At 34.8% G+C, this 16,273-nt stretch carries 13 protein-coding genes; 4 read left to right on the forward strand and 9 right to left on the reverse strand.

Features of this window, described 5'->3' with window-relative positions:
* Nucleotides 1-263: 263 nt before the first annotated feature.
* Both BGL89_RS04510 and BGL89_RS04515 read right to left on the reverse strand, forming a co-directional pair.
* A complete protein-coding gene (locus BGL89_RS04510) occupies nt 264-1,553 on the reverse strand; it encodes a serine hydrolase (protein WP_286824647.1) in 1,290 nt (429 codons plus the stop codon).
* A gap of 3 nt (nt 1,554-1,556) precedes the next feature.
* Nucleotides 1,557-2,459, reverse strand: coding sequence for an ARC6/PARC6 family protein (locus BGL89_RS04515; RefSeq protein WP_286824648.1), 903 nt, complete (start codon nt 2,457-2,459; stop codon nt 1,557-1,559).
* A 1,128-nt stretch (nt 2,460-3,587) separates the two neighbouring features.
* On the opposite strand from BGL89_RS04515, the gene BGL89_RS04520 reads away from it, so the two are divergent.
* Nucleotides 3,588-5,756 carry a dynamin family protein gene (locus tag BGL89_RS04520; protein WP_286824649.1) on the forward strand — a complete coding sequence of 723 codons (2,169 nt, stop codon included), beginning with the start codon at nt 3,588-3,590 and terminating at the stop codon, nt 5,754-5,756.
* Nucleotides 5,757-6,016: 260 nt separating this feature from the next.
* Here BGL89_RS04520 and BGL89_RS04525 read toward each other — a convergent pair whose 3' ends face one another.
* The 7 genes from BGL89_RS04525 to BGL89_RS04555 all read right to left on the reverse strand — a co-directional run bounded on the left by BGL89_RS04525 (nt 6,017) and on the right by BGL89_RS04555 (nt 13,241).
* On the reverse strand, nt 6,017-6,553 hold the full coding sequence (locus BGL89_RS04525; protein ID WP_286824650.1) for a hypothetical protein: 537 nt from the start codon (nt 6,551-6,553) through the stop codon (nt 6,017-6,019).
* An 80-nt stretch (nt 6,554-6,633) separates the two neighbouring features.
* On the reverse strand, nt 6,634-7,173 hold the full coding sequence (locus BGL89_RS04530) for a hypothetical protein (RefSeq protein WP_286824651.1): 540 nt from the start codon (nt 7,171-7,173) through the stop codon (nt 6,634-6,636).
* Between the two features lie 136 nt (nt 7,174-7,309).
* Nucleotides 7,310-7,672, reverse strand: coding sequence for a hypothetical protein (locus tag BGL89_RS04535; RefSeq protein WP_286824652.1), 363 nt, complete (start codon nt 7,670-7,672; stop codon nt 7,310-7,312).
* A 276-nt stretch (nt 7,673-7,948) separates the two neighbouring features.
* A complete protein-coding gene (locus BGL89_RS04540; RefSeq protein WP_286824653.1) occupies nt 7,949-9,421 on the reverse strand; it encodes a vWA domain-containing protein in 1,473 nt (490 codons plus the stop codon).
* 300 nt (nt 9,422-9,721) lie between these two features.
* On the reverse strand, nt 9,722-10,888 hold the full coding sequence (locus BGL89_RS04545) for a hypothetical protein (protein WP_286824654.1): 1,167 nt from the start codon (nt 10,886-10,888) through the stop codon (nt 9,722-9,724).
* A 549-nt stretch (nt 10,889-11,437) separates the two neighbouring features.
* Nucleotides 11,438-12,676, reverse strand: a complete 1,239-nt coding sequence (locus tag BGL89_RS04550; RefSeq protein ID WP_046661938.1) for an RNA-guided endonuclease InsQ/TnpB family protein — start codon at nt 12,674-12,676, stop codon at nt 11,438-11,440.
* Complete coding sequence (locus BGL89_RS04555; protein WP_286824655.1) at nt 12,648-13,241, reverse strand: IS607 family transposase; 594 nt, start codon at nt 13,239-13,241, stop codon at nt 12,648-12,650. Before BGL89_RS04555 ends, BGL89_RS04550 begins: the two co-directional genes overlap by 29 nt.
* Before the next feature lie 421 nt (nt 13,242-13,662).
* Here BGL89_RS04555 and BGL89_RS04560 point away from each other — a divergent pair, with 421 nt between their 5' ends.
* Genes BGL89_RS04560 through BGL89_RS04570 form a run of 3 tightly spaced genes read left to right on the forward strand, consistent with a single transcriptional unit; the run spans nt 13,663 to nt 16,163 of the window.
* Nucleotides 13,663-14,394 (forward strand): hypothetical protein, encoded by a 732-nt coding sequence (locus tag BGL89_RS04560; RefSeq protein ID WP_286824658.1) that lies wholly within the window; start codon nt 13,663-13,665, stop codon nt 14,392-14,394.
* A gap of 27 nt (nt 14,395-14,421) precedes the next feature.
* The gene (locus tag BGL89_RS04565; RefSeq protein ID WP_286824656.1) at nt 14,422-15,252 is read left to right on the forward strand and encodes a hypothetical protein; all 831 of its coding nucleotides are present in this window, start codon (nt 14,422-14,424) and stop codon (nt 15,250-15,252) included.
* Complete coding sequence (locus tag BGL89_RS04570) at nt 15,249-16,163, forward strand: hypothetical protein (RefSeq protein WP_286824657.1); 915 nt, start codon at nt 15,249-15,251, stop codon at nt 16,161-16,163. The genes BGL89_RS04565 and BGL89_RS04570 overlap by 4 nt, the downstream gene beginning before the upstream one ends.
* Nucleotides 16,164-16,273: the final 110 nt, after the last annotated feature.

Consider the following 16,273-nt stretch of genomic DNA (forward strand, 5'->3'; position numbering starts at 1 on the left):
AGTCCAACTTTTCTTGTATAAATAGTTTAGTAGGTTTACAGAAACGGAACTAAAGTAAGGATAGTAAATTTATTAAAACATTGCTTCGATTCTCCCCTTTGTCAGATAATTACTCCGTTCTAATAGGTTTAACTTGCTGCCGTACCAAATTTTATCTTGGTATTTTGCGTCCATACTTTTATCCTTTGAAATAAGTTAATAGGAGGGTTGAGTCGAACCATTCCCTATTCCCTTTACTCCGTGAACGACTTTTTCAGCAAACCCTAAAGAGAGTCAGTCCGAAGGGAACTTGTTTCAAAGACTTGTTTGGATAAGAGAGGAAAAAATCGTTTATCTTGATAATAAGCAGCATCGTCTCCGAAAATTACTAAGATATAGTTAATTTCCCGATTAGGAGATGAGATAATAGCCGCATCATTTCGATTATTAAAAGTCCACCCCATTTTTGCCCAAAACTCGGTCTTTCGTGGTAAGGATTCTCCTAAAAATCCTGCAATGGGATTAAATGGTTTTCGTTGCCATTTTGAGGGATTTAAGTCTCGTTTTAATAATTGTTTAATTTCTTGGCTATACTCAGGGGAAATCGTTTGCTCTTGAGCAATTTCCCCTAATAATCGAGCGACGGCATAAGTTGATAAAAAATTACGAATAGGTGGTAAATCTTTTCCTTGAATTTGTCGAATTTGTTGATCCGGTCCAATCGGTTCAGTTATATCATTGGAAATAGGAAAGGTTTTTTGACTAATATTCAAATAGGGATAACCGGCTCTCTGATAAAATTCATTAACTAAATAACGTTGATTAATCCATTGATAAAGTTGCTCAGAGGGTAGGGGTTTAAGACTGGATTCAGTCTTAGTAATTTGATCTAATATTTGACTGGCAGCTTCATTATCAGAATCTTCAATTGCTTTGGCAATAATTTTTTGTTTTTCTAAAGGGATTTCTTTCGGGGTTAATCCCCGATCATAATATTGTTGATAAAGCATGACTAACCAGAATAATTTTACTATACTGGCGGGATAGCGTAACTCTTGGTCTTGATAACCTGCATAATCACAACAAGTCGGGGAATTTAAGTTAATTAAACTAATAGATAGTTTATCAATCGGAAGCTTTCTAGATTTCGCTAAACTAACAATTTTATCGACAATTAATTGAAGTTTTGAATTAAAATAAAAAGGGTGACTTTCCTTGACATTATAGGTTAGTAATGAAGGTAGTTGAGGTTGACTTCGAGAAAATTCAGGATGAGGATTTGGTATTTGAGAAGGAGAAGGAGGTAAAATATTAGGTAATTTATTGGGTTGACTAGAATTGTCTTTTTCTACTTTTTCTAAAGCAGAGTTTTGTTGAGGAGCATCATTAACATTACTCAGTTTGTGGATAGAATTTACTTGCATAAAAATAGCAATGCTGACAGTCACTATTAAGGCAATTATAATGGATAAATAGGATTTTAATGACGATATTAGTCTTTTAAACTGACGTTTTTGTCTTTGGCGATTTTGACGCTTTTGCCGTTTTCTTGGGTTGTATTTTTGATTATTCATAGTTTAACCTCTTACTTGATACGCTATGATTTTCCACTGATTTCCTTCTTGTTTGAAGGAATATCTGACATTTTTTTGATAGGTTTGTCGTGGTTTTCCACATCCATAGACTGATGATCCATGAAGCTGTAAAGTTTCTCTTACATTAATGGTTAAAGTCGGGTCTGATTCTGATGAATTAAAATCAACAACCCTCTTAATTTCTGAAGAATCATAAGTATAATAACAACCATATTTTTTTAACCAACCCACCGATCCTCCACATACTCCATCATTACATTTTTCAAGGGTTTCGTGTTTTAATATACCTGTTGTATATTGCTCAACTTCACTCGTTTGATAGTTTCTCCCAAAGATTCTTGGTTTTGCATTATACCAGTTTTTTACCAGTTCAACTGCATCATCTTGAGAGAATTTGCCCAGAGGAGATGGAGTTGGTTTAGGAGAAGATTTTGGAGAGGGAGAGGGTGAATTAATCTCTAATCCCATGCTTAAATGATAGTTAATTTTTTTTCCATTAGTCGTCGCTAATTGAACTAAATAAGTTCCATTTTCAGTTAAAGTTTTCTCGGTAAAAATACGATTACTAGGATTAATAATCCATAAACAAACTTCATTAGTTTCTAATTTAAACTTTAAATTTTGTCCTTTTTTTCCTGTAAAACGATAACCAACTGTTTGTTGAGAACTCATTTCTCCCTTATCTATTTCTTTAAGAGAATTATCTAAGTCAATGTCTTTAGTATCTCTTAAAATCAATTCACTTGGGGGTTGAGTTGGACAATCTTTTGAAAGTTCAGTAAAATTGTTAACAGGTGGAGATTTAGGAGCATTAAAATTAAAGTTACATCCTCCTAAAATAATTGAAGTAATAAAATAAAAGAATTGTTTTTGATATTTTGTCATTTTTTTTGTTCCTTGATTATTTTTATATCTAGACGTTGGGGTATTAGAACAAGCTTTATGGATGATAAAAGACAGGTTTTTAGAAAATATGTTACCCTATTGTTTTAGAGTAATTTAACTTTACTAATTTCCATTTTCCTCCTTGTCTAATTTAAAATAAACCTAAGCTTTGTTCACTACTTGAACCAGATTTCATTCATAGCTTTAATTTAATATCAACCATCGATTTCTAAGAAGATTCTTCATAATTATTAATTTTAATTGTTGTTGTTTAAACTGAACCACACCAATTATAACAATACTGATAACGATTGGCCTGTAATTTTGTATCACTTTTTTGACTATTAGAAAACATTGATTGATAGAATTGAAAATTCCCAATCGTTTTTTGAGGGTAAATGACCGTTTTGGGGTGGTTTTCTGGGGGATTTTCATCGTTTTTTTGTTCAGTGGAAGGGGAAGATGCTAGAGACTACTTTTCTTTATCGTCATCGACGGGAGATTTTATGCCGCTCTCTGGAGGGATTACCCTCTCTTGAGTTAAACTTAGGGTAATTTCCTAGGTTTGAGAACCTTTGGGTGTGGTGAGTGGCAAAAGATAGCGATCGTCTTCAGAAGGGGTTGTCTCATCTAAAATTTGTTGATATAGTCGAGTTTATCCCCTTTTTTAGCCTTAAACTCATATCCTACCCTGTTTTTTTCGGAAACAAATCCCGATAAGACTTGAGGACTACTATTGAGGACAAGTGAACTAATACCATTTTTCTTTATTCGTAGCAGGCATCTTACTCCCCTCTTCCAGAAAGGGAGAGGGGTTGGGGGTGAGGGCAATTAACCATCTCTGCCATTACTTTTGAAAAATGGTATAACATTTTCCTATTTTAAGAGAATCGATGAATGACGGGGACATTGGCTTAAATCTTGAGTTAATGAGGGGTTTTTACATCCTGAGAGTAAAATTAGCTAAATAAAACTTAAATATCTTAATTTTTGTGGCTTAATCACGAGTTGAAAAAAATTCCTTGCATAAACTCCCGACACAATGACGATAAAGAAATAAGGAAATCAATCTGTCCGATTTCTGATTAACTCTCAACCTCGTACCTATCAAGACAAAGAATAATTCAAATGGTTACTCCTACTAATGCTCAAAAAATGATTCAATACTTCCAAGAATATTTCACGATTTATGAAGCTGTTTTACCTTATTTGGGGAGTGAAACTAATAAAAAATTAATCATAGAGCAAAAAAGAGATTGGATACGTAAATTAAGACAAACAGAATTTCCTGTTGCTTTTTTAGGTTCTTATTCTGCGGGAAAATCAACGATGATTAACGCTATTTTAGGACGGGAAATTTTACCTGCAACCAATCAACCGACCACTGCTTTTCCCACCCTGATTAAAAAAGGTCAAGCTGAAAAAGCAGTGATTTACTTTATGGATGAGCAAGCAAGACTAGAGCTTTGGGATAGTTTTGTTAGTGATATTGAGAAAAAAATTGATCAAAATTTACAAAGACAAGAGGCAATCGGTAAACATTTCATGCGGATTAAAGAAGCCGTTCAAACCTACCAACAAGACACAGAAGTAGCTATTGATCAACAAGCTTTAATCAAGCTTCAAGCACTTTTAAGTAATTGGGGAAATGACGCTTATAAAGGCATTAAAGAAGTGACTTTATCAGAACTCAGAAATTATGTTGAAGGATATGTAGGAGCGATTTATGTTGATAAAATTGAAGTATTTTTAGAGAATCTAAATCTAGGAGATGATATTGTTTTAGTAGATTTACCCGGACTGAGTGTGGATAATAAACGTCACGAGGAATTTACTAAATCTTATATCAAAGAAAAAGCCAAAGCTTTTGTGGTTTGTAGTCCTCATGATAAGGTTCTTCAAGGTAAAGAAATTGAGTTTCTCTCGAAGATTAATCAACAGAATCCTACTATTATTGAACGAGCTTTCTGGGTAATTAATAAGTGGGATGCTGCTAATAGTAAACTAGAACAAACTCAATCTTTAGACTCTTTTAAAGCACAGGCTAAAACTTATAGTTTTAGTATTAATGCAGAGCGTCAGTTTCAAACGTCTGCTTTTAATTACCTACTCTTAAAGTTGGTATCTGAAGGAACTATTGATGAGAGTCCAAACCTAAAAGAAGGATTAGGAAATTTAATCAAATCTGGAATAATTAAGGAGGAAAAAGAGTTAAATCAAACCACGGCAAACTCGCTTCTAACCCATCCAGACATCATCACTTTTTCTCAATTTATTGATTCCTTGTTTAACTATTTAAATCAAGGTGCAAAAGACGAGTTTATCGATGATGCGAAAAAGGAATTATTGCAAATTATTCGCATTTTAGATGGATGTCTTAAACCCCTTGACGATTCTTATAGTGAAAGCACGAATCCTGAAGAGGAAACAAAATCTGTTGAGATTAATAAAAAGCTGCGCTCATTAATTGAACAACTTAAGCAAAAAGCCACAGAGTTTTCTCAAGAGATTCGGACTACACAACAATCCTCTTTTTGGCAAGAATCTGATACTCAAGCAATTAATCAAGAATTGTCGAAAAAAATTCAAGACATTAATCGGTTGGATTTGCTAAATGAAATCTCAACAGGAGTAGATATGGATTATAACTTAGCCGAATTACCCTATATTTTGGATAAGAAAGTTGAGTTAACATTGTTAATGAGAAAACGGTTAATCTCAGTCATTGATAGTTTTTTTATTCAACGACTCAGTAAGTTATTAACTGCGTTAGAAATCATTAATCCTGAATATTTACCTGAAGAAATGATGGAGAAATTAGAAGATAAATTATGTGAGCGAGATATTTCTATGAGATTAAGCGGTTTAGCTGATGCTTTGTTCTATCAATATGGGAGTGAATTACAAAGGATTGGACTAAATCTCAAAGATTGTCAAGAGCAGGAATTATCCGAATCTGATAAACTTTTAAGGACTAAAACAAGATCGGATAAGCTTAAAGAAATAGAGAAAGTTCTGCAAATGTATCAAACAGAACTAGAAGAATTCATCGAAACTATTGTCATACCCTTGAATCAAAATATTCGTCGAACTCTCGAAAATCATACAAAAGATTTAGAGAAAGAGTTACTAGAATTATTTGACAACTATCAAGATGAAATAACCAAAAAAATTGCACGAAATATTAATCTTGATGGTTTAATTATTGAGGAGTTAACTAAACAAAAGACTATCACCGATAGTTATGTCAAACTGGTTAACTTAAAGCGTGCTATCCTTGAGAATCCAGAGAAATAATCTGAGGTTAATTAGGGCTTGCTGAATAATGGTAAAACCCTTTTAAAATAAAGCTTTTGACCTGTTAAAGTCCGATGTTAGTGCAAGAAAATAGGATAAACTCCTGACTCCTGACTCCTGACTCCTGACTCCTACCCCCACCGAAAAACTTTTTCAGCAGACCCTAATTAAAACCTAGGACGCAAACTCAATATTATAGGGCGCAACCCCTGCGCCTCCACTAGGAATTTTGTTAGATTAATAGGGGAAAGTTAAAAATATTAAAAATTAGGAGATGGACTATGGGATTGAGTTGAGTTAACATTAGGAGAAGAAGGATTTAAACTTTGTTCTGATGGGTTAATTGTGGCATTTTTAAGCTCATTGAGATTCTGAAAACGAGTCCCACAATTATCGCCTTGATTGGGTGTCCATGTTTGATTATACTCTTGATGGCCTAGTGCTTTATGAGTTAAAACATCTTTGGTATAATGACTATAAGTTCCATATTCTGGAGAAACAGAATCCGGTGTTCCTGCGCCAGGTCCTTGGGTGATTAAATGACCTGATTTATCATAAGTACATTGTTGTCCGACGTGCATTTTTTCTAAGACTGAATGTTGATAAGTCGTTGCTTCAGTAGAACGAAAAGCAGATTCAGCACCGGGATGATAAGTTTCTACGAAAAGCTGTGATTGTTCAAACTTGGGTGATTGTTCTGCTTCTGTTTTAGTACAGGGACATTTATCTAAAACCTCGCGCCATCCGGGGTCTTGATTGAGTTGTTCAGCGTAAGCACGAGCTTCTTTTTGATTCATATTTTTACTTGGATTAAAAACCTTATCTTATTATAAGACATTTAATCCCAGAATTGATTAAATACAACAGTAAATATTAATTAATGATGAGGAGAAGGAGAGGAAGAAGTCTGAGAAGTTGGACTAGAGTTAGGGGTATTATTCGGTTGAGAAGTGGGAGTATTTGTTTTAAGGTCTTGTAAATTTTCAAAGCGAGTAGATGGGGTTTGAGAGGAAGAAGGAGAAATATGAGACGCATCTGCTCCTCTAGCAACTGGATTTCCTTGAGCATCTAAGTAATAATTTTGTTTTCCAGTCGCATTAGGGTTATGAATATGATAGTGATCTTTTCCTTTCCATCCCGGTTGTCCTTCTCTGGCCGGGTGAAAAGAAACCTTTAAGTTTCCATCGGGATGTTCGAGTTCTCTTTGTCCTAACTGCGCTTGTTTTGGATGGGTTACATCTTTCCAACCTTGTTGAACTAATTCCTGAGTATCTTTGGGTAATTGATTCGGATTGAGTTGACTTTGAGCAGGTTTAGACGAAGGAGTTTGTTGAGAATTTTGTGGTTTAGGAGAAGATGTTTTTTGGGGTGATTTAGAGATAATTCGTCCGAATATTCTACCTATTAAAATAGCCATAATTGTTCCTAGAATAACTGTTGATTAGTTAGGTGTTAAAATCTATCATATCTCCCCACCTATCGGCATCCCCTTAATAAGGGGAGATTGAGGAGGGATCGAACCCAAAATCTATCTTCAATTTAATTATAACCAGCTACTTAAGGGGAATCCATTTAATATCAAACGCTAAAAAATTGAGAACAAAAATGGTTTTAATTTTCTTGGGATAATCCACAACTTCTAACAGTATTTCTATTTGTTCGTTAAGGGAATCAGGTGAAGCAGAAACCGCAATATTTAAAATGACTCCGTTACATTGTTCTCCCCATTGAATTTGATTAATATTTGGGTCACTGATGAGGTTTTTTACCCCAAAAAAGTATAAGTAACCTATTGTATTTTCAGGTTCAGGTAATTCAAGGGTGAGAATTAATTGTTGTTCAATGGGGAAATATTGACAGTTATCTATCCCACTATCATGAAGACAAAAATGTTCTAAGAATGTTTGTATTTTCATTAGTTAAGTAGTTAGGTGTTAAAAACTGTCAGACACCCCCCTTATTAAGGGGGGATTAAGGGGGGATCGACACCCCCCTTATTAAGGGGGGATTAAGGGGGGATCGACACCCCCCTTATTAAGGGGGGATTAAGGGGGGATTAAGGAAGAATAGAACTCAAAGTCTATCTTCAATTTAATTATAACCAACTACTTAACTCTCCTTTTTGCTGGGGTTTTTTCAGGTATAAGACAGATTTTACCCGATTTAATTTTAGGAAAATTAAATCCTCTTGATTAAGGGGAACTTTGACCACTTGTCCCCCTTTCTTCATCTTCGATTTTCTTTCTCCACCCCCAATAAAAAGAAAACCAAACTATTCCAGAAATCAGGAGTAATCCTGCACTTATTCCCCATATTGAAGAAGAAGCAGTGCGTCCGAAATTAACTCCACGATATTCGATGAAACGAGATTTCTCGCATTGGTTTTTCTTTTCAATATCCGATTGTTTACATTCAGTTGCTTCTGAGCTAATATTATCTGCCGTTACGCTTGTTTTATAGAGTCTTCCTCTTTGAGGGTTAGGATGAGTATAGGTAACTTCATATTCTCCTAAAATAGCGTCTAAAAAGAGGCGTAAACTACTAGCGATTTCTTCTGAGTTTCCAGAAATAGCAAACAGTCCATTAGGGGTGATTTTACTAATTTGTTCTAATCCATAAACATCAAGATATTCATTTGATGGTATTTTACCTGATTTTATTTTACCGTTATCTTTTGAGGGTTGACGGTTGATTTCACTCCATTGCGAAGTTCCAAACTTTTTTTGTAATTGTTCAGCATTTAAACCATAACCTAATGTATGAATAGTGATTTGAGGATTATCCCCTAACTTTCCTTTAATTTCCTCTAATTTTGTTTTTTGTAGTTGTCTAGCTTTTTTCTCATCCCGACTATCATATTGAGTATCAAACCCATCGCTTAAAAGAATAACCGCTAAACGAGGTTTCGGTTCAATGGGTTCAGCTTTTTTCTCATCAAAAGGATAAAATTTATTCTTTAATTCATCCGTTGGAGGATTTGTGAAAAATTCAACGGCTTTTCCTAATGTATCATAAATATTAGTTGCAGCACAAGGAGTTTGTTTCTGAAGATTTGTAATAGCAGCCGTTGTCTTGCTATCACTAACACTATATAACTTGTTAAAATCTTCTAGGTTTTTAATGGGTTTATAAGTACAGCCATAACCAAAAGGAATAATCGCAACATTAGTGTTTCCTCCTCTTTTTTTCGCTTCTTCAATAAAGGTAGTTAAAGCAGAAAGCGCAGCATCTAATTTTCTTTTCCCTTTGGGAACTGCTTTATTACAAACTCCCTTACTGTCTAAATCGGTTGAACAGTTCATGCTTCCACTCATATCTAAAAGAACTAAGATATAAGCAGGAGGGGGTTCAGCTTCTAGGGGGTTTTTAAATTTAAAAGGTATATCAGAATAACCTTTATCAGTATCAGAGGGTGCAACTAACTTATTGTTAGTCATATCTGTTACTTGTAATTTAAAATCTTCCTTTTTTAGCGTGATTATTGGTTTCTTTTCACTATCGGTTACTTTAAGGCGTAAAGTGACTTTATTTTGTTCTTCTCGATAGCTAATAATGTCTGTTGTTTTTGCTTGAACCATATCAGAAATTAATAAAATTCCAGACGTAACAATCATTAAACTGGTAAAATCAATCAACTTTCGGGACAGGGTAGTAATTTTAAACATTGTTGTCTCAATCCTTAGTTAGTAGATAGTAAGTCGATGCTCTGTTCATGGGGGGTTATGCTATCACGAAATTAACTTCTAAGTAGGGAGGTACAATCATTTGTAGGATGGGTTAGCGCACTTCGTAACCCATGCGGGTGTTGGGTTTCATACTTCAACCCAACCTACGTTCATCTTAGATTTAATTCCACCCATCTACTTATCGAAGTGCCTCAACTGATTTAAAACAATTATAACCATTAGTTACCGAGGCTTTTTATTGATGTCTGAAGACTCAATCAGGTTAACTATAACAGTAGGTTAAGCATCGGGATCTAGGAATCGGTTATAATAAACAAATCGGTACATTTTAGGTTGATAATCATCTGTTTCATTGGTGATAAAAGTGATTAGGGTATTATGTTTTAGGCTAATTTCTCTTTTGACAGGAATAGGATTACCATTACGTTGAATACGTTGAATTTGAATATTCCCAGAACTTTTAGGATTGGGAATCAGTGTTGCATCTTGTTTAGTAACAACAATTTCCCCCAGATAAGGTTCTGTATCAGGAAGATAAATATCAGAGCCAATTATCTCATCATTTGAGATTTTTTTAAAATCAATTCCTCCAATGGTGATCTTGATAGACGATTTTTCTGGTAACTCAATAGATAACCCTTCTTCGATTCTATTACCATATTCATCTGAGACAAAACGAAGGTCAAGATTCTCTTGGGCTTTCCCTGAAATAACGGGAATCGATCCCTCATAATCATAATACACAAAGCGATATTTTTGATTATTGTTTTCAAAAACAATTAAATCATTGTGTTTAACAGATACGGAAGCAGCACTGGTTAAGGAAATACCTTTAATCTCAAATTGATGAAACATATCTTTTTTTGGGAAGAATTCTGTTCCTTCATTAGTAACTAAAAAATGACCAATATAGAGAGGTAATCCCTCAATATAAATATCTGAACCAATTTGTTGACCATTTTGTTTTCTCGGTTCACTCCCTCCTAATTTAATGGTTTTACCCTCTTTAATTCTATTTTTAGGAAAAGGAATTAACATAGACTGATTATCTGGCTTAACCCATAAAATATTAAACCCTTTTTTCAGAATTTTATCTGGAACGTAATTATCAATTGGTTCAGGAGGATCATTAGGATCTTGTTGATAATCCCTATATTCAAAGCCTTTTCCAGCCCTTAAAGCGGTGTGAAAACTAGGAGAAGTGGTGAAAGTTAAAGCCCCTCCTAAAAGACCACCTAAAATGCAAAAGCCTAAGGGATCTTCTATTTGCTGAAATAAGTCTGTCACCTGATTAGATGAGCCTCTTACTACTTCAAATATTATAGCTGCAGCAAAACTAGCTATAATAGCAAAAAAGAGACTCATCCGGAGTCGTTTTCGGTAACGTTTTTTATTCCCTGCGGAGTTACTAAAAAAAGGCCATACTAACCCTTCAATTAATCCCACTATTCCCCCTAAAAATAACCATCCTAAAACTCTAATCGGTTTTTCATCTAACTTGAATTGAGGCAGATAAAATAGTTGTAAGAGGATAGCGATCGCTAATCCTACCCCAAAACCAATGGGAATCGCTCGAAAAAGAAGAGCTTTCTTAGAGCGTTTGAGATTACGAGAGAAACGAGTCGGATTTGTGATAAAAAGCTCATTGAAAACCATTCCCACCGCTAAACAAACCGAAACCAACGGAAAAACGATAATTTCTTCCCACTGTCTCACTTGACTGATGACTCCAACCACTGGAAGATCACTGATCCCTTCTAAGAGGATAAAGGCCAATTGGCTCAAAAACCAGCCTAACAGGGCAGAAATCATACCAGCGCAAAAGTAAAGGATGAGTCTTAGGATGATTAACATAGGGGTAGGATGGGTAACTCCTCAAGGGATGGTCAGGATTCTTCTATAAGGTATATCGTAGCGAGGGGATAGATTTATGCAGAGTTTTTTGACATTGAGCAAAATTAGGATTAATTTCATGATAATTCTTGGTTATAGTTACTAATTCTGTACGCAAATATTGCATCTAGAATTAGCTTTGTACGCTTTGACCCGTACTGGGTTAACTACGAACCTCTCTATCGGATTCCCGCTAAAGGCGGCCTCTCCGACTACCTTTCTTCCAATATTTAAGGAACCATTAATATCTGCTCCATAGAAATAACCCGACGAGCTTCTGAATAGTCCTCTTTTAATTCTCTTGCCTAAATAGCTTTTTTGCTTTTGAATAGACTCTAAGTCCAAGAAACTACATTTAGAGGTATAGCTTTCATTAGTTGTTTTGACCTCTATTCCTACTAAATTTGCTTTATAGGTAAGTTGTTCGATAAACCTTGAATGAGGAATATTTACGAATGACTGGTTATTTCTATCTCCAATATTAATGTTTTGTTTCCAGCCTTGATTATGACCAATAACTAAAAGGTTAATTTGATGAGCTAGTAATTTATCAATAATATATTTACTAGCGGTGTGGAGGTAATAATCCACCTGGCAATTACGCTTTAAAGTTAAACCTTGTATTCTTTTACTGGTCTTCTGTAGACTGGGTAATTCCGATTTGAGTTTAGCTAGTGTCTTGTTGTACTTTTGATTGCAGGATTTTAAGGCTTTTCCACATACTAAAGTTGGCTGAAATTCGGGAATATTAGAGGTAACAGCAGCTAGGTTATTTAAGCCTAAATCGATAAAAGCATATCTTTCTCCCTCTTGACTTGATGAGGATGGTTGTTCATAGACAATCTCTAAACAATAAGCACCCAATTTAGGAATAATCCTGACCTCTAAGACTTCCTTTAAATTAGTTTTAAATTCTAAATTAGTCCCTGATAGCTTGATTAAACCTTGCTTCAACGCTTTTTTAGAAATGGCTTGATAGTTATAAGTTAAAACGTTTCTACCTTTTTCCTTGTCTTTGTATCTTGGCAACTTAGGCTCTCCTGTAAATTTATCTGGCGATTTTTTGTATTGTTCTTTCGCTTTTTGGTAGGATTTAAAGGTTTTTTCTACTTGCTTTAATACTAACTGACTTACTTTGGCGGGTAAGGCTTGATAATCTGGACTCATTTTTAAGGCATGATGTAACTCAGTCATTGTTAAAAATGGTTGATGTGAAAAGAAAACTTGACGGTTTAAATAAACAGCACAATTATACAGATTCTTCGATAAAAATCCTAATTTATCAATTACTGAATAATTTTTGTGATTAAATTTAATTAGATGTTTTTGAACTAATTTCATCATTCTCCTCAAGGCATTTAATTAAACATTCTGTCTTTCTATTTCGTCCTCTTAATGAGTATAATCGAGCGCAAAATGAGGTAATTATGCTCACGAAGTCTTGCATTAAATCGTCTTTTCTTTCTTCTGCTAGATTAACGACCTCTATATCTCTATTTGTTTGAGTTAAAAGAACTTTCAGATAATTAAACCCTACTCTGCTTAAACGATCTTTATGTTCTACGACAATCAAATTATAATCAGTTTGTTCTAGAAGTTTTAATAATAGCTTTCGATGATCATTGACTCCACTTCCTACTTCTTTAACTACTCGAACAATTTGATAGCCTTTCGCCATACAATAAGCTTCCAATCTTTTTGCCTGAGTCTCTAAGTTAGATTTATTTTCTGAACTAGAAACTCGCGCATAAATAGCTACTTTATTTTCACCGCAAGAACGGTCATCTTCAAAAATAATAATTGTTCCTGTAGGAAGACGTTCTCCTTGTAACTGCCCTCGATTCCACATTCTCCAAGCAGTGTCATAACTGATCCCTTTTTTCTTAGCATAATCTGATAGTTTCATGTGAACTGCAATGTAGGCCTTGTACTAACCATATTAGCAGTTGTTTGCAGTTATTTGCATATATTTTTTACAAAACTTTACAATACTCGAAAATAAGCTTTAATACTACATCTGGTTATTAAAGACTGATTATTTATCTCTCCTGTTGCCTTTTGCATGAGTGCCTGTCCCCATAAGTAGCCTATACTCAACGGATTTAGTATAATTGCACCATTTTCGACGTACACTTCGGCCGCCGTCAGTAATTACTATATAATCACCCTGGAGGGAAAACGAGTTTTGTAAAGTTTTGTAACAATTTAGGTCAAGATGGCATAAGAGGTCAGGGGTGGATCGATAGAGAAATATACGCTATCACTATATAAGGAGGAACCCTAGCTATGACTCAGTTAAGACAAGGAGGTGGTTAATTTTGGGAGGAGTGATCTATATTGGCGATCGCGCGGCGGGAAAAACCCATTTAGCGCTGGAGCTAGTTAATCCTAATCATCAATTTGTCATGGTGGACTCTGTAGCGTATCAAAAAATTGCTAAAGGGGATAAATCAATAGCAACTCGTGATGAAAAAAGCATTCACGATCGCTATTTTGAGGTTAAAGTTCATCTTCCCAATGGAGAAAAAACCATTATGACCAATTGGTTAGATACCCCGGGAGAAATTTGGCGACCCAGTTGGCAGTCTCAAAATCCCAGTGAATGGCAAAATTTTATTGACCATCTTCAAGATGCGGAAGGAATTTTATTAATTCTTGCACCTTATCGAGAAATTCTTGATCCTCATCTTCCTGAATACCATGAATTTGTCACCCGAAAACAGTGGATCAATCGTTTTGACCGATGGGTTAAATTTTTTAAACAATATTGCTCACGGATTGAACATTTACTACTATGTTTAAATAAAGCAGACTTATTCTGTGGCAACCTGAAAGAAGAGTCCCAAAAACTCGCCTATAATCCCCATTATCAACGGATGACTTGGGAACAAAAAGATAGGTATGTTTATCATCGCTATTTTAACCCGATTCATTCTTATATCAATGAGTTAAATAGGAATATAGATGACTTATCTATCAGGTGTTTTATCACCACCATTGACAATCGAGAATTACTAGAGCTTCCTTGGATTTACTTAGGAAGTTATTTAGCTAAATAACACTATTAATTTTTAGGAGAATCTATTATGAATGGCGGTAATATTGCGATTGTCGGCCCAAGAAAATCGGGGAAAACAACCTATTTAGCAGGTCTGGCTTATCATAGTCATCACGAGGATCAACAAGGCATTAAATATACTATAACCATCCAAAATGAAGACACCAGAAATTTAAAAGAAGACGCTGAACGAATTCTGTTACCGCAAAAAGATTTTAAAGGAACAAAAAAAAGAGATAAGACAGTATTTCAGCTTCCTTATTTTAGTTTTTTTATTGATTATAAGCCTAGTCGCTTTAAAGCTAGTCAAAGAATCACAATTACCACCAGAGATTACTCAGGAGAGCTTTTTGATGATTTGGAAAAATCTAGTTTTTTAAGTAATGAAGACGAAGAATTTGTTAAGGATTTTTTTACTAATAAAATTGGGTGTATCGTGTTGTTAACAAGTTGGGAGTTAGGAGCGGATAACAAATATCATAATATGTTAAAGAATTTTTTAGAAATTATGGATAGAAATAATGTCGATAGTAATTATAAAATAGCGGTAGTAATGACTAAATGTGAAACGGGAGAAATTTGGACAGGAAGATTTGAACCTGAACGAGATTTATTCGACGTACATCTCAAAAAAACCAAAGATTTGTTAAGACAAAAATTAAAGCCTAATACCCTTAAGTTTTTTGCTCTATCTACTTTTGGAATTTTATCACAGACCGATCCTCGTCCTAATCGATTAGACCGAATTGTCAAAGGAGAACCAGCTTCTGTCTTAAGGCAACCTGAAGTCTGGAAACCCTATAATTTAATTGAACCGCTTTTATGGATTGCTCAAACTTCTAAATCAACAACAAAATGAACCCCTTAACATGGCTAAAACAAAAAGTTAATTCTCAGACTTCGGATCTGACTGTTGAAAGTGCGGATATTCGGGTTATTGGCGACCGCCGTTCAGGAAAAACGGTTTATATGGCCTCTCTCGCTTATTGGCCAAATGCAAATCCTAATAGTCCAGTTCAAACCGTTACTCCCATTGGGGATTTACTAGCCAGTCAAGAATTAATCAAATATGCTCAAGATGTTTTAGAGCAAGGATTAGAATTAAAAGGAACGCCATTAAAGCCTAATGTTGTGGAAGTTAAAGACTACGGTTTACAGATATTGCTAAAAGATCAGTTTAAACTCTCAAAACTTGGCTCTCCATCGGTAAAGTTAACCGTAAATTGTAAAGATTATGGCGGAGAATTTTTTAAAGATTTAATCAGGAAATCTAATAATTCTTTACTAATGGATTATTTAGATGATTGTATTAGATCAACGGGTATTTTATTCTTAGTAGATGGGACAGCTTATGCCAAAGATCAGGAATATGCTAACAGTTTAGAACTTTTTTTTGCAGCTTTGGATCAAGCCGATTTACAGCATAAACAGAGAAGAATCGCTTTATCTATCAGTAAATGCGAATTGTCTCAATTATGGACAGGACGACATAATTCTAGGGTGTTAATGGATAGTCTTTTTCCGAAAATGATGGGAAAATTAGAAACGTGGCAAAGTCGAAAATTAGGTTTTGTTGACTATTTTGCCCTTTCATCTTTTGGTACACTAGGAAAAGAATATCCTCAACCGAATACCATTTTAAAACAACGAGATAGAGGAGGAACAACTTCAGTTATTAAAGAACCGAGAAAGTGGCGACCGTTTGGTTTAGTTTCACCGATTTATTGGCTCTGTACAGGTCAACGTCATAAAGCATTAGATGAGGATTAAAACCATGAGTATTATTGACATTCACGAGTTCAGCACAGGAATTAATGTTCAAGGAACACCTGATAATTGGTGGTCTGTGGGTTTTTCAGGTGGATATATGAATTCAACTC

Origin of the sequence: Microcystis sp. LSC13-02, from assembly GCA_002282935.1 — a bacterium.
Lineage (GTDB): Bacteria > Cyanobacteriota > Cyanobacteriia > Cyanobacteriales > Microcystaceae > Microcystis.

Coding starts and splice junctions, on each gene's coding strand:
- BGL89_RS04515 (WP_286824648.1), bottom strand. CDS start 2,459: ATGACAAAATATCAAAAACAATTCTTTTATTTTATTACTTCAATTATT.
- BGL89_RS04555 (WP_286824655.1), bottom strand. CDS start 13,241: ATGAAACTATCAGATTATGCTAAGAAAAAAGGGATCAGTTATGACACT.
- BGL89_RS04540 (WP_286824653.1), bottom strand. CDS start 9,421: ATGTTTAAAATTACTACCCTGTCCCGAAAGTTGATTGATTTTACCAGT.
- BGL89_RS04570 (WP_286824657.1), top strand. CDS start 15,249: ATGAACCCCTTAACATGGCTAAAACAAAAAGTTAATTCTCAGACTTCG.
- BGL89_RS04530 (WP_286824651.1), bottom strand. CDS start 7,173: ATGGCTATTTTAATAGGTAGAATATTCGGACGAATTATCTCTAAATCA.
- BGL89_RS04520 (WP_286824649.1), top strand. CDS start 3,588: ATGGTTACTCCTACTAATGCTCAAAAAATGATTCAATACTTCCAAGAA.
- BGL89_RS04550 (WP_046661938.1), bottom strand. CDS start 12,676: ATGAAATTAGTTCAAAAACATCTAATTAAATTTAATCACAAAAATTAT.
- BGL89_RS04535 (WP_286824652.1), bottom strand. CDS start 7,672: ATGAAAATACAAACATTCTTAGAACATTTTTGTCTTCATGATAGTGGG.
- BGL89_RS04510 (WP_286824647.1), bottom strand. CDS start 1,553: ATGAATAATCAAAAATACAACCCAAGAAAACGGCAAAAGCGTCAAAAT.
- BGL89_RS04565 (WP_286824656.1), top strand. CDS start 14,422: ATGAATGGCGGTAATATTGCGATTGTCGGCCCAAGAAAATCGGGGAAA.
- BGL89_RS04525 (WP_286824650.1), bottom strand. CDS start 6,553: ATGAATCAAAAAGAAGCTCGTGCTTACGCTGAACAACTCAATCAAGAC.